The sequence below is a fragment of the Blastomonas sp. AAP25 genome (genome assembly GCF_001295965.1).
GTDB classification, from domain to species: domain Bacteria; phylum Pseudomonadota; class Alphaproteobacteria; order Sphingomonadales; family Sphingomonadaceae; genus Blastomonas; species Blastomonas fulva.
This window is the reverse complement of the sequence record NZ_LJHP01000011.1, coordinates 41,860-54,008: the sequence shown is the minus strand read 5'-3', so window position 1 is coordinate 54,008 and position 12,149 is coordinate 41,860. Positions and strand designations below refer to the sequence as shown.

Sequence of the window (12,149 nt, the reverse complement as noted above, 5' to 3'; positions counted from 1 at the left end):
CCTGCGAAACGGAGTCCGCAATAAACGACAAGGACCGGGACAACACCAAAGACGGAGTGTCCCATGTCCAATAGTCCCCAACTGATGAGCCTGAACGAAGCCGCGCAGGTTACCAGCCTGTCGCGCACATCGATCTTCAAGCTGCGTTCGCGTGGCGAATTCCCGCGTGCCGTCACGCTGAGCGAAAAGCGGGTCGCCTTCGTCCGCGATGAAGTGAACGCCTGGATCGCTGCGCGAATTGCCGATCGGGGGCGGGAGGCAGCCTGATGCAGAAACGCCACCCGGGCGAGGGTGGCGCTGTTCTGCTGGCAGGCAATGAACGCGCCCCATCTACCAAATCCACCCCGACTGCGCAACCGGCCAGCGTGAACCAGCTTCGCGCCCTGCACCTGATTGCGAACCGCAATGTCCGCCCCGAATTGGCGATGACCTTGGCCGCGCTGGCGTTTGGCGGTGCGGCATGAACATGCACACCCCCAACGATCACGGCCTGGCAGAACGCGTCCGCGCCCATTTCCCCGATGCCGAGGGCGCAGAACTTGCGCACCGTGTCACCCTGTTGCGCGCAATCGACCACGCGGCAGCCTTGCGCGGCAGCACCGATAGCTGGCTGGCTGCCGAGTGTGCGAAGCTTGCGCACGACGTCGCCAGCATGTTCGTCTTTCGCCGCGATGAGAGCGTCGACCGGCTCGAGGAAGCAACCCGCCTGAGCCGTAACCTTGTGTCGGCAGCGATGCGCGCTGCGGCTCTGAATGACCCGGTGACGCCGCTATGACCGGTCGCACCGCACCAAAGGCGGAAAAGCCCCCGCTGTACCTGAATGGAGTGAGCGCGGCGGCACTGGTCGCCAAGCGTTTCAACCCGATCCGCTACATCGTCCCCGGGTATATCGCAGAAGGCGCAAGCCTGCTCGCCGGCGCGCCGAAGATCGGCAAGAGCTGGATGGCGCTGGGCATCGCCTTGGCCGTCGCTGGTGGGCGTCCGGCATTTGGTTCGATCGCCAGCGAATACGGTGACGTCCTTTACCTGGCGCTCGAGGATAACGAGCGGCGCCTGAAAAAGCGCCTGCTGCACATGAACCAGGGCAATCCCGAGCGGCTGACGTTCATGACCGATTGGCCAACCATGGACGAAGGCGCGATCGATCAGCTCGAGGCATGGGTGGCAAGCGCCGAGCGCCCCATGCTGATCGTGGTCGACGTTCTGACCAAGGTGCGCGGCGCGGCCAAGAACGGTGAATCCGCCTATGAGGCTGACTATCGCGCACTGACCGGCCTGCAGGGGCTGGCAGGGCGTCACGGCCTGGCAGTGGTCATCGTACACCACACCCGCAAGATGGAAGCCGACGACCCGTTCGATAGCGTATCAGGAACGCGCGGGCTCACCGGCGCCGCAGATAGCGTGCTGGTGCTCAAACGGGACATTGGGACAGGTCCGGGCGGACGTGTCACATTGTATGGCCGCGGCCGAGACATTGAAGAAATTGAGACAGCCCTCGAGTTCAATCGGGACAATGGGACATGGCGCGTGGTCGGCGCGGCGCACGAGGTTGCCCGCACCTGCGAACGGCAGACCATCCTGGATTGCCTTAAGAACGCAGCCAACCCCATGAATGCACGAGATATTTCAGACCTGATCGGCAAGCCTTATGATGCGATCCGCAAGACCCTGGCACGCATGGCACACGCGGGCGAAGTCGAGAAATCGGGCCGTGGTCTATATACCTGTCCCATCGGTCCCATCGTCCCAGATGACCCCTTCACCGCTAACGCTTGGGACATTGGGACACTTGGGACAGCAGATATAGATCAGGGTGATTATCGCGAGGTGCAGTCGTGAGCGGCTGGGACCACGGCGGCAAGACCAGGCAGCAGCGCGGCTATGGTCGGGACCATGATCGGATGCGTGTGCACCTGATGCGCACGGTCATCCTATGCGAGGAATGCCGGCGCAAGAGCCCACCCCGCGTCACAGCTGGGCAGGTGGCGGACCACATCGTGCCATTGGCCAAGGGCGGCACTGGCGATCGCAGCAATTACCAGCTGCTTTGCCGAGACTGTGCTGCCGAGAAGGATGCGAAGGACCGCGGCAAGCCGATCAAGCGCAAGCCGACGATCGGGCTGGATGGTTGGCCGGTCGAATGACGGGGCGCAGTCAAAACCATCTGGCAACGCGTCCGGCGGACCGGTGTGACCTGATCGAGCCGCGTCCACACTTCAGACTTCAGGGCCGGGCGGGGATCGAAACCATACAGCCTGCCATGCCTGCGGACCGGTGTGGGACTTCGTTCAAACCGTAACTCAAAGTTTTTCCCCCGCGCGCGCGCGCGAGGCTCGCAAGAAAGGATCTGACCATGAACAACCCGACTCCCGAGCAAGAAGCCCACGCCACGCTGGCGCATCACGAGTTTGTCGAGGTGACGAACCGGCTGATCATGGAGGGCATGGACAGCCGCGTCATCCTGGCTGGCATAAGCGCAGCGGCTGCCGACCTGATCGCCACCAGGTTCGGCAAGCAGGCTGCTGCCCCTTGGTTCGCCAAGCAGGCAATTCTGGTCAATCGCGAGTTTGGCGGCGCGGGATGATTGCAACCCATTGAAATATCTGATACCAACGTCCCGTTGAACGCGCGCGATGCGCGGGAAACACCCATCACCCCGCGTGAGATGCGCGCCGATGGCTGAAACGGGATCAATTCCCACAACAGCTAAGGTGCGCCCATGGAATACGCGGCTTCCCCATTTGAAATCAAACAGTTGAACGACGCAGGCCAGATTGAAGGCATTGCGGCGGGCTATGGCAATGTCGACCACGGCGGCGACAAGATGCTGTTCGGCAGCCTGGCAAAGACTTTGGCGCAGCGCGGCAGCCGTCCGTTGCCGATGCTGCTGCACCACGATCTTACGCGGCCCGTTGGCGCGTGGAAGGAATGGCAGGAGCGGCCCGAGGGGCTCTGGGTTAAGGGCAATCTGACACTGGAAACCCGCGACGCGCAGGAAGCGCACGCGCTGGCCAAGTCCGGCGCGCTGACCGGTATCAGCATCGGCTGGAAACCTACCGGCTCACCCAAATACGACAAGGGCGCGCGCGTCATCGACGCAGCCGAACTGTTCGAGGCGTCGCTGGTCACTGTCCCCATGAACGACAACGCGCGGGTGTCGGCGATCAAGTCGATCGTCGGGCCGCGCGATATCGAACACCTTTTCCGCGAGGCTGGGCTGTCCAGTCGCAAGGCCAAGGCAGGCGCCGCCGGGGCATGGCGCAACATCAACGAGAGCAACGACGAAGACGAAGCAGAAGCGCACGCGGCGGCTCTGCTGAGGGAATCTGCCGCACGCATTTTGAAAGGACTCTGAATATGAATATGCTGACCAAAGACTTCACCGACGCTGTCGAGCAGCGCCTGGAAAAGTCCGATATGACCGCCCAGGAAGCAATCGCGCGCCTGAACGAGCTCGAGCAGAAGATGGCGACCATGGGACGCGGCGGCGGTGGCTGGGCTGACGAACAGCGCGGCAGCTGGGGTCACAACTTCATCGACACCAAGGCTGCCGACCTGGCGCTGATCGCCAGCGAGCGGGGCCGCATTTCGATGCAGATGAAAACCACGATCACCAGCGCAGCCGATAGCGGCGGCAGCCTGATCGTCCCCGCGCGCGACATGGCGGTGGGCATGCCCCAGCGCCGGCTGACCATCCGCGATCTGTTGAACGTGGTGCGCGTCACCAGCGGCAGCGTGGAATATCCCAAGATGACCGCGCGCCCGACCGCGGCCGCGCCGGTTGCCGAGGGAGCGCTGAAGCCTGAATCGGCGATGGTGATGGAACTGGCGACCGCGCCGATCCGCACCATCGCGCATTTCATCCCCGCATCGCGGCAGGTGCTGGACGATGCGCCGCAGCTGCAGGGCATCATCGATGTTGAAATGCTCTACGGGCTGGCGATCAAGGAAGAGCAGCAGTTGCTGTTCGGCGACGGCACTGGCCAGAACCTCGAGGGCATGGTCCCGCAGGCGACGGAATTCGATCCTGTCCTGCTGTTCGCCGAGCCGACTTTCATCGACGTTATCGCCGCTGCAATCCACCAGGCCGCGCTGAGCGAGGTTTCCCCGACCGGGATCGTCGTTCACCCTACCGATTGGTGGAAGATGCGCACGACCAAGGACGCCGACGGCCGGTATATCCTGGGCGACCCCGCGGCCAATGTCCCGCCCAACCTGTTCGGGATCCCTGTGGTGCCGACGCAGGCAATGACGGTCGACAACTTCCTGGTCGGCGGATTCGGTGCGCAGACCCTGTATGATCGCTGGGAAGCGAGGGTTGAGATCAGCAGCGAGCATGCGGATTTCTTTACTCGTAACCTTATCGCGGTGCTCTGTGAAGAACGCATTGGCTTTGCCGCCAAACTTCCCCAGGCGCTCGTGACCGGCGATTTCACGACCGGCCTGACCGCAGCGACCGAAGCATAAGAATAGGCTGGGCGGTGTCATTTTCGGGGCCCGCCCAGCCCAGGCCGCGCTGTCGCCCCCGGCAGCGCGGCCACCCTATGCAGCCATAGGAGGGTTGTCTGAGCAAGGTTCTACGAATTGTCGGGGCGATCGCCAGCGTGGCGACATTGATCCCCGGCCCGCACGTGCCGATCGCGGCGCAAGTTTCAGCCATAGGGGTTTTCCATGACGGCAATCGTAACCTTCAAGAGCGCGTCGGCGGCATATCTGGCGACCGATTCCGCGCGCTTCAATCTGGACGGGACGATTCACTCGTTCGGGCGGAAGGTGCTGATCTGGCAACGGCAGCGCGTTGTGATGGCGCTGCAGGGCTCGACCGATCTGCAGGCGGACATTGCGGCGTTTCTGGCGAGGCTGGGCAAGCTGGCGAACCAGCGCACGTTGCTCGAGGCAATGCCGGATGCGCTGCGGGCAGCCCGCACCAAGGCGGCGGTGATCGCACCCGAGCGACAGGCCGGTGGCTTGAACGATGCGCAGCTGTGGCTCGCCGTGTTTTGCCAGACCGAGCGCAGGCCGCGATTCTACACCATTTCAAGCTGCCCGGTGCCGTCGCTGCCCGACTTGGCGCCATACCAGCAGCTCGAGCATGACGGGCTTATTGCCCCGGCTGTCGACCTGGCTGCCGTCATCCCGCCCCACTGGTCCGGCAGCGCCGACCAGATGGCGGCGCAGATCCTCGAGGCGCAGCGGCACGGCGCCGCGGCATTCGTCAAAGGCATCGGGTGCATGGTCGGCGGCGAGGGCGAACTGTGGACTGTGACAGCCGATGGCATCGATCGCGAACCCGTTATCCGCTGGCCCGAAAAGGTGGGCCAGCGTTGTAATCCTGAACTGAAGGGAATTCACCTTGGCTAGTGCAAAGATAGGCGCGCTGAGAATCGATTTGGGGCTGAACAGTGCAGCCTTTGAAAAGGGGCTGGGCCTGGCCGAGCGACGCATGGCGGGCATGGCGAAAAGCCTGCAGGGCGTCGCCGACAAGATGGCCAAGATCGGCAAGGGCATCACGATCGGGATCAGCGCGCCGCTCGCAGCCATGGGTGGTGCAATCCTGTCGTCTGCCAAGGATATCGCGGCATCTGTCCCCGAGCTCGAGAAGCTGTCCAAGATGGCCAATGTCAGCGCGCAGGATTTCCAGCGCCTGGCGTTCGCCGCAAAGTCGGTCGGGTTCGAATCCGGCAAGCTGGGCGACATCTACAAGGACGTGAACGACAAGGTCGGCGACTTCATGGCGACCGGCGGCGGCGAGATGAAAGACTTTTTTGAGAACATCGCGCCGAAGGTCGGGATCACTGCCGATGCTTTCCGCAACCTGTCGGGACCGCAGGCGCTGCAGCTCTATTACAATTCGCTCGAGAAGGCCGGTGTCAGCCAAGCCGAGATGACGTTCTACCTCGAGGCCATTGCGAACGACGCGACGGCGCTGGTCCCGCTTCTGCAGCGCAACGGCGCGGCATTCGACGAGCTGGGCAAGAAGGCCAATGTCCTTTCCGAATCCGACATGAAGGGCTTCAAGGATTACACCCGCGCCAGTGCCGAGATGGACCAGGCGCTGCAGCAACTGACTGTGGCGATCGTCAACAGCGGCTTGCTCGACGCGGTGGTGTCGATCACGCAGAACATCGCCGGACTCGCATCGTCGCTGTCCAAGACGAATCCCGACTTGCTGAAATGGGGCGTCGCGATCGGTGGCATCGGTGTCGCGCTGGGCCCGGTCATCCTGGGCCTGGGCGGCATGGTGTCGGGCGTCGGCGCGCTGATTCCGGTGTTCGCCAAGCTGGCGGTGGGCCTGCAGGCTGTCCCGGCGCTGCTGGTGGCATTCTCGCCTGTCATCCTGCCGCTCTTGCCGATCCTGGCCGCGCTGGCTGGCGCCGCTGCGCTGGTCTATGCGGCGTATCAGCATTGGGACAAGATCGAGCCGTTTCTGCGCGGGCTCTACACCGCGGTAAAAACCTGGGTGGTGGATAAGCTCAATGCCATCTGGGATGGTGTCAAAAAGCGTATCGACGCGGTGAAGGGCTATTTCTACGGCCTCTATGATGCCGTGGTCGGCAACAGCTATATTCCTGACATGGTCGACGGCATTGCGATCCACATGGCGCGGCTCGAGAACGCGATGGTCAAGCCTGCGGCGACCGCCACCGATCGCGCGGCGCAAGCCTTTGAGAGCATGGCCAGTCGGGTGCAGGGAGTGCTTGACCGGCTATTTCCCGAAAGCCGCGCGACGCTGGATTTCCAGCGCGATAGCGACGCGCTGGCCGAAGCTGCGCGGCAGGGCAAGATATCAGCAGAAGCCTATGCCGAGGCGATGCGCAGGCTGCGGCGAGAGCATGCGCAGACAATGTCGCAGATCCAGGCGAACGACCCGGACACGATCGAGGTTCTGCCGATCGATCCTGACGCGATCCCGCGCGTCTATGGTGAGCTTCTCGAGATCCCCGAGGTTGCGAAGAAGGAGATGGCCGAGCCTTTCGAGCGGGTGTTTCAGGACATGGCTGCCAACCTGGCGAACAGCCTGGGCGCAATGGAATCGTCCCTGAAGGGCTTTGCCGATAGCCTGAAGCGCGGTGATATTGTCGGCATCATCGGTGGCATCGCGAATATTATCGGCAGCGTCAGCGGGGCCATTGCTGGCATCAAGGGCGGATTTCGCACGCCATCACCATCGCCGACCACACCGGGCATAGGCGATCAATTCCGGCTGGCAGGCTTTCGCGCGCTAGGCGGGCCTGTCCGGTCAGCCGAAACCTACATGGTGGGCGAGCGTGGGCCTGAGCTTTTCACTTCGCAACGCGCGGGCCGCATCATCCCCAACGACCAGCTTGGCGGCGGTGGCGGCATGCAGGTTAAGGTGGTGAAGGGCGATATGTTCGACGTCATCGTGGAGCAGATCAGCGGGCGCGTGGTGACGTCGGCGGCGCCGGGCATCGCTGCCATGGGCGCGCAGGGTGCGATCCGGCAGATCACCCGGGCCAATGGTCGGTCGCTGGGCTAGGCGACGAGGTATGTTGCCAGAATGCGCCGCACTGCTTCAGGCCGTGACGGCGCATCAGGCTGCGCGGAAATCCATTGGTCGAGGGCCGCGATATGGTCCGGCTGCAGGCGCACCATAACCGGCGTGCTATCGGTGCGCGGGCGACCCCTGACCGATTTTCCAATATTGTTTATTGCGTCATTCATGAATTACCGATATTGGAAAAGGCGAGCCGATGCAAGGTTCGTCCCCATGCATCGGCTCTCATCACAACCGATTACGAGGAAATCAGCCATGACTACTGAAGCCAATAGCACCGAATCCATGCGCGCCAAATGGGATGCTGCCTTTGCCCAGATGATCGAAACAAAGCGTGCCTATGAGGAATACTGGGCCGCGATGGATCCTTTGTGCGAGCTGCAGCGTGCGTTCATTGCCAAGCATAATCTCCAAGCAAAGGTGGCGCCTGGCAAGCCACTTTACCGGCTCGAGCAGGAATTGCTCGCCGCGAACTCGATCTATGAGGTGCCTCAACAGGTTTACGACAACTCGGAAACCCTCTGTGCTCTGTTTAGCGATGCAGAGGATGCTCTGATGGCGGCTCCCGCACCTGACCTAGCCGCCCTGCGCTGGAAGCTTGATCGCACGTCTGATGCCACATACACGCCAGAATACCTTGCGCAGATGATGCTCGACATGGACAGGCTTATGGGCCCTTCCGACCCGTCGGTGATTGGACTGAAGGCGGCAGCCTGACACAAGCCAGTTGCCGCTATCTGCCGAAAAGCCGCAGGGACGCCAATCCTTGCGGCTTTTTCGTGCCTGGTTCCAGGAATATTCCGGTTATGGCAAATGCTATGTCAAGCCCCAAAAAGGCATCTAAAGCATTGAAAAATATAGGGGGATGGCGGAAGAGGTGGGATTCGAACCCACGGAGAGCTTGCACCCTCGCCGGTTTTCAAGACCGGTTCCTTAAACCACTCGGACACTCTTCCCGCGGCACCCTTTGCCGAAAGGAGAGCATGTGTCTCCCCGGCGGTGCGGGCGGTTTCCTAGCGAAGGCGGGGTAATCTGAAAAGCGAAACTTGGACGGGCCGGGCGCAGGAGCGGACGTCCGGGTAAAAGGCTTTGCCCGCCCGGGCCGTTCAAGCGTGGCGGGGCCGGGATGGGTGGGGGATGTTCGCCCTTTCCCCCGCGATGCTTTGTGTGGCACAACGCCCTGTGGGAGTATCGCATGGTTATCAATATTGTACAAAGGCTTGGGTCGCGCGCTGCCGCGATGGGGGCGACAATCGTCCTGCTCGCATGCGGGGCGCCCAGCACCGCACAGCGTGAAATCGTCCAGCCGCTGCCCGGGGCCGATGCCCAGCAGACACAGGGCTTTGCCAGCTATCTTGATACGGTGGCCGCCCGCGCGCGGCGCGAGGGTGTTTCGCAGCGCGCCATAGACAGCGTGCTACCGACGCTGTCGTTCGACGAGAGCGTGGCCGCGCTCGACCGGCGGTTTGCGCCGACGCCCGCGGGCCAGGCCTTCCCCTCCTTCGGTCCCGAAATGGCCAAGCGCATCAACGCTGCGAAGATCCGCCAGGGCCGTCAGGTCTATTCCGACGAAGCCGCGCGGCTGGTCGCGATCGAACAGCAGACCGGGGTTCCGGCGTCGATCATGGTGTCCATCTTTGGGCATGAGACAAGCTATGGCACGATCATGGGGAGCACCGATCTGCCGCGGGCCTTGGCGACGCTGGCGTATGAAGGGCGCCGGCGTGAGCTGTTCGAAGGCGAACTGATCGCGGTGCTGAAGATGATCGACAAGGGCGTGCCCCGGTCGGTGTTGCGTGGCAGCTATGCTGGCGCGTTCGGCTATCCGCAGTTCCTGCCCTCGGTCTATCTGAAGCTTGCCAAGGACGGCGATGGCGACGGAAAGGCCGAAATCTGGTCGAGCAGGGCGGACGCCTTTGCCTCGATCGCCAATTACATGCTGGCGGCCGGATGGCGGCGGGGCGAGCCCTGGGGCTTTGCCGTATCGGTACCCGCGACGCTGAACACCAATGCCATCGCCAGCCGTGAGCGTGTCGCCAAATGCGCCCGTGCGGTCGAGCGGCACAGCGAATGGAAGACCATGCGCGAATGGAAGGCTTTGGGCGTCTATCCTGCCGGTGGCGTCTGGCCCGCCGACGACCGGGTAGAGGCATCGCTGCTGATCACACCTGGCCTGGATGCGCAGGGCTATCTGCTGACGCGCAACTATCGCGCCATACTGGATTACAACTGCTCCAATTATTATGCGATGTCGGTGGGCCTGCTGGCCGATGGCGTGCGCAACTGACGGGTGCAGGCAAAGGGGGATTGGCGATGAAGAATGCGATGATCGGTAGCCTGGGGATGGCGCTACTGCTGTCGGGTTGCGGGGGCGGCAGCAATGTGAGCCGCAGCCTGGAGACCGCACCGGCCACACTGGCGGGATCCGTATCCGATTATCCCGCCAAGCTGGGCGAGCCTTATGTGCTCGATGGCATCACCTACACCCCGGTCGATGTGTTCAACTATGACGAAGCAGGGTATGCGAGTTGGTACGGCGAAGAGCTGAACGGACGCAACACCGCCAATGGCGAGCTTTTCATTCCCGAAGGCATTTCCGGCGCCCACCGCACTCTGCCGCTGCCGAGCTATGTCGAGGTGACCTCGCTGGACACCGGCAAGACCATTCTGGTGCGGCTCAATGACCGTGGTCCTGCTGCCTCCAACCGGTTGATCGACCTGTCGCAGGGCGCTGCCCGGCAGCTAGGGGTGCTGGGCAAGGGCGCGTTCGCGGTGCGAGTGCGCCGGGTCAACCCGCCCGAGGCCGAACGCGCGATGCTGCGCGCGGGCAAGCCGGTGGCTTTGCGCATGGATACGCCCGAATCGCTGCTGGTGCCGTTGCGCCGCAAGCTGGACGGCTTACCGCGTCCGGCCAATGCCGCTGCTATCCCTGCCGCGTCGACCGCTCCGGCTGCTGTTGCAGCTACGGCGCCCGAACCCGTCAGCAAACCGGGCAAGCCAACTGAAAAGGCCAAACCGCCCAAGCAGGCCGCCGCGAAGCCTGCGCCCGCCAAGGCTGCGCCCGCTGGCCAAGGCAATGATCGCTTCATTGTCGAAGGCGAGGGCGCCCGGGCCCGGGCGGCCGAGACCAGCAGCGCTGCTAGCCGGGCGACGCTCGATCAGCCCCGGTCCGACAAACCGCCTGTTGCGGCGGCTTCCAGTGGCGCGTCTTCAGCCTATTTCGTTCAGGTCGCCGCATTTTCGTCCAGGGCGCGCGCGGATGAACTGGCCAAGCGGATCGGCGCGATCACGCAGGTTAGCCGGGATGGCAAGCTGTTTCGCGTCCGCTATGGACCCTATGCCGATGCCAAGGCGGCAGAACAGGGTCTTACGCTGGCGAAGCGGAATGGCTATCAGGGGTCTCGAATCCAGCAGGACTCCGGTCGCTGATAACAAGGGCCATCCAACGGCCCATCCCCCTTTGATCGAAACCATGGGAAACAGATGAAAACCCCGCTTATTGGCCTTGCCATGTTCTCGTTGCTGGCGACCCCGCTGGCAGCGGCTGCCCCCAGCTATGTCTCGGAAGCCCCGATCGCCTATATGACCGACCTGTCATCGGGCGCGGTGCTCTTCTCGCGCGATGCGGACAAGCAGATTCCGCCGGCATCGATGGCCAAGATGATGACGGCCTATGTGGCATTCGACCTCATCAAGAAGGGCGAGCTCAAGCTCGACCAGAAGATCAGCGTCTCTCCCGACACCTGGCGCAAGTGGAACAACCAGGGATCCAGCATGTTTCTGGCCGTCGGCAGCCAGGTCACCGTGGCGGATCTGCTCGACGGGATCGTGACGCTGTCGGGCAACGATGCCTGTGTCGTGCTCGCCGAGGGCATTGCAGGCTCGGAAGAGGCATTCGTCGACATGATGAACAAGAAGGCGAAGGAAATCGGCCTTGCCAACAGCCGCTTCGGTAACAGCAATGGCTGGCCGGACGAGGGCGTGACCCAGGTGACAGCGCGCGATCTGGCGCAGCTGGCGACCGCGACCATTCGCAACCATCCCAAGCTTTACAAGCGGTTCTACTCCAAGGGCAGCTTCACCTGGAACGGCATCACCCAACCCAACCGCGATCCGCTGCTCGGCAAGGTCGACGGCGCCGATGGGCTGAAAACCGGGCACACCGAAGAGGCCGGATACGGCTTTACCGGCTCTGCCGAACAGAACGGCCGCCGCCTGGTCATGGTGGTCGCAGGGCTCGACAGCTATAACGGACGCGTGAATGAATCGGTGCGGTTCATGAACTGGGGCTTCCGGTCGTGGAAATCGGTGCCGTTGTTTACCAAGGGCAAGACTGTCGATACCGCTCCGGTTCAGCTGGGCAGCAAGCGCGAACTCGCGCTGATCGCCCCGCGCGATCTGGCGCTGACGCTGCCGCGTACTGCCGATACCGACAAGGTCACGCTGAAGGTGGTGTATCAGGGCCCGCTCAAGGCGCCGATCGCCAAGGGCCAGCAAGTGGCGACCCTGGTTGTCTCGGCGCCCGATATGGACCGCCAGGTGATGCCGCTGGTGGCCGCCGAGGCGGTCGAGGAGGCAGGGTTCTTCGGACGGTTGTGGGCGGGAATTCTCTCGTTCTTCGGCGCCTGAGGTC

Annotated in this window: 14 protein-coding genes and 1 tRNA gene; 14 read left to right on the top strand and 1 reads right to left on the bottom strand. The window is 63.0% G+C overall.

The annotated features are described in order from the left end of the window. The first annotated feature begins 63 nt into the window (after positions 1-63). From IP68_RS10445 to IP68_RS10395, 11 genes are all read left to right on the top strand, one after another. Entirely contained in the window at positions 64-267 is a 204-nt protein-coding gene (locus IP68_RS10445; protein WP_054134930.1) for an AlpA family transcriptional regulator, read from the top strand. After that, positions 267-464 carry a hypothetical protein gene (locus IP68_RS10440; RefSeq protein WP_054134929.1) on the top strand — a complete coding sequence of 66 codons (198 nt, stop codon included), beginning with the start codon at positions 267-269 and terminating at the stop codon, positions 462-464. The genes IP68_RS10445 and IP68_RS10440 overlap by 1 nt, the downstream gene beginning before the upstream one ends. Further along, a complete protein-coding gene (locus IP68_RS10435) occupies positions 461-775 on the top strand; it encodes a hypothetical protein (protein ID WP_054134928.1) in 315 nt (104 codons plus the stop codon). Before IP68_RS10440 ends, IP68_RS10435 begins: the two co-directional genes overlap by 4 nt. After that, a complete protein-coding gene (locus IP68_RS10430; protein ID WP_054134927.1) occupies positions 772-1,839 on the top strand; it encodes an AAA family ATPase in 1,068 nt (355 codons plus the stop codon). Before IP68_RS10435 ends, IP68_RS10430 begins: the two co-directional genes overlap by 4 nt. After that, a complete protein-coding gene (locus IP68_RS10425) occupies positions 1,836-2,144 on the top strand; it encodes an HNH endonuclease (RefSeq protein WP_054134926.1) in 309 nt (102 codons plus the stop codon). The genes IP68_RS10430 and IP68_RS10425 overlap by 4 nt, the downstream gene beginning before the upstream one ends. A gap of 209 nt (positions 2,145-2,353) precedes the next feature. Next, the gene (locus IP68_RS10420) at positions 2,354-2,584 is read left to right on the top strand and encodes a hypothetical protein (RefSeq protein ID WP_054134925.1); all 231 of its coding nucleotides are present in this window, start codon (positions 2,354-2,356) and stop codon (positions 2,582-2,584) included. A gap of 171 nt (positions 2,585-2,755) precedes the next feature. Next, entirely contained in the window at positions 2,756-3,355 is a 600-nt protein-coding gene (locus IP68_RS10415) for an HK97 family phage prohead protease (protein WP_197275776.1), read from the top strand. A 2-nt stretch (positions 3,356-3,357) separates the two neighbouring features. After that, the gene (locus tag IP68_RS10410) at positions 3,358-4,467 is read left to right on the top strand and encodes a phage major capsid protein (RefSeq protein WP_054134923.1); all 1,110 of its coding nucleotides are present in this window, start codon (positions 3,358-3,360) and stop codon (positions 4,465-4,467) included. Positions 4,468-4,671: 204 nt separating this feature from the next. Further along, a complete protein-coding gene (locus IP68_RS10405) occupies positions 4,672-5,361 on the top strand; it encodes a hypothetical protein (RefSeq protein ID WP_054134922.1) in 690 nt (229 codons plus the stop codon). After that, positions 5,354-7,498: a hypothetical protein gene (locus IP68_RS10400; RefSeq protein WP_156318038.1), complete on the top strand. Its 2,145-nt coding sequence runs from the start codon at positions 5,354-5,356 to the stop codon at positions 7,496-7,498. Before IP68_RS10405 ends, IP68_RS10400 begins: the two co-directional genes overlap by 8 nt. Positions 7,499-7,771: 273 nt before the next feature. Further along, on the top strand, positions 7,772-8,233 hold the full coding sequence (locus tag IP68_RS10395) for a hypothetical protein (protein WP_054134920.1): 462 nt from the start codon (positions 7,772-7,774) through the stop codon (positions 8,231-8,233). Between the two features lie 149 nt (positions 8,234-8,382). Here IP68_RS10395 and IP68_RS10390 read toward each other — a convergent pair. Continuing rightward, a tRNA-Ser gene (locus IP68_RS10390) sits at positions 8,383-8,472 on the bottom strand. Positions 8,473-8,711: 239 nt separating this feature from the next. Between IP68_RS10390 and IP68_RS10385 the strand changes: the two genes are divergently transcribed. Genes IP68_RS10385 through IP68_RS10375 form a run of 3 tightly spaced genes read left to right on the top strand, consistent with a single transcriptional unit; the run spans position 8,712 to position 12,145 of the window. Further along, the gene (locus tag IP68_RS10385) at positions 8,712-9,803 is read left to right on the top strand and encodes a lytic transglycosylase domain-containing protein (RefSeq protein ID WP_082382281.1); all 1,092 of its coding nucleotides are present in this window, start codon (positions 8,712-8,714) and stop codon (positions 9,801-9,803) included. A 26-nt stretch (positions 9,804-9,829) separates the two neighbouring features. Then, positions 9,830-10,945: a septal ring lytic transglycosylase RlpA family protein gene (locus IP68_RS10380; protein WP_054134918.1), complete on the top strand. Its 1,116-nt coding sequence runs from the start codon at positions 9,830-9,832 to the stop codon at positions 10,943-10,945. 54 nt (positions 10,946-10,999) lie between these two features. Then, positions 11,000-12,145, top strand: a complete 1,146-nt coding sequence (locus IP68_RS10375; RefSeq protein WP_054134917.1) for a D-alanyl-D-alanine carboxypeptidase family protein — start codon at positions 11,000-11,002, stop codon at positions 12,143-12,145. The last annotated feature ends 4 nt before the right edge of the window (positions 12,146-12,149 follow it).

Coding starts and splice junctions, on each gene's coding strand:
- IP68_RS10410 (WP_054134923.1), top strand. CDS start 3,358: ATGAATATGCTGACCAAAGACTTCACCGACGCTGTCGAGCAGCGCCTG.
- IP68_RS10385 (WP_082382281.1), top strand. CDS start 8,712: ATGGTTATCAATATTGTACAAAGGCTTGGGTCGCGCGCTGCCGCGATG.
- IP68_RS10380 (WP_054134918.1), top strand. CDS start 9,830: ATGAAGAATGCGATGATCGGTAGCCTGGGGATGGCGCTACTGCTGTCG.
- IP68_RS10430 (WP_054134927.1), top strand. CDS start 772: ATGACCGGTCGCACCGCACCAAAGGCGGAAAAGCCCCCGCTGTACCTG.
- IP68_RS10435 (WP_054134928.1), top strand. CDS start 461: ATGAACATGCACACCCCCAACGATCACGGCCTGGCAGAACGCGTCCGC.
- IP68_RS10395 (WP_054134920.1), top strand. CDS start 7,772: ATGACTACTGAAGCCAATAGCACCGAATCCATGCGCGCCAAATGGGAT.
- IP68_RS10405 (WP_054134922.1), top strand. CDS start 4,672: ATGACGGCAATCGTAACCTTCAAGAGCGCGTCGGCGGCATATCTGGCG.
- IP68_RS10420 (WP_054134925.1), top strand. CDS start 2,354: ATGAACAACCCGACTCCCGAGCAAGAAGCCCACGCCACGCTGGCGCAT.
- IP68_RS10445 (WP_054134930.1), top strand. CDS start 64: ATGTCCAATAGTCCCCAACTGATGAGCCTGAACGAAGCCGCGCAGGTT.
- IP68_RS10375 (WP_054134917.1), top strand. CDS start 11,000: ATGAAAACCCCGCTTATTGGCCTTGCCATGTTCTCGTTGCTGGCGACC.
- IP68_RS10440 (WP_054134929.1), top strand. CDS start 267: ATGCAGAAACGCCACCCGGGCGAGGGTGGCGCTGTTCTGCTGGCAGGC.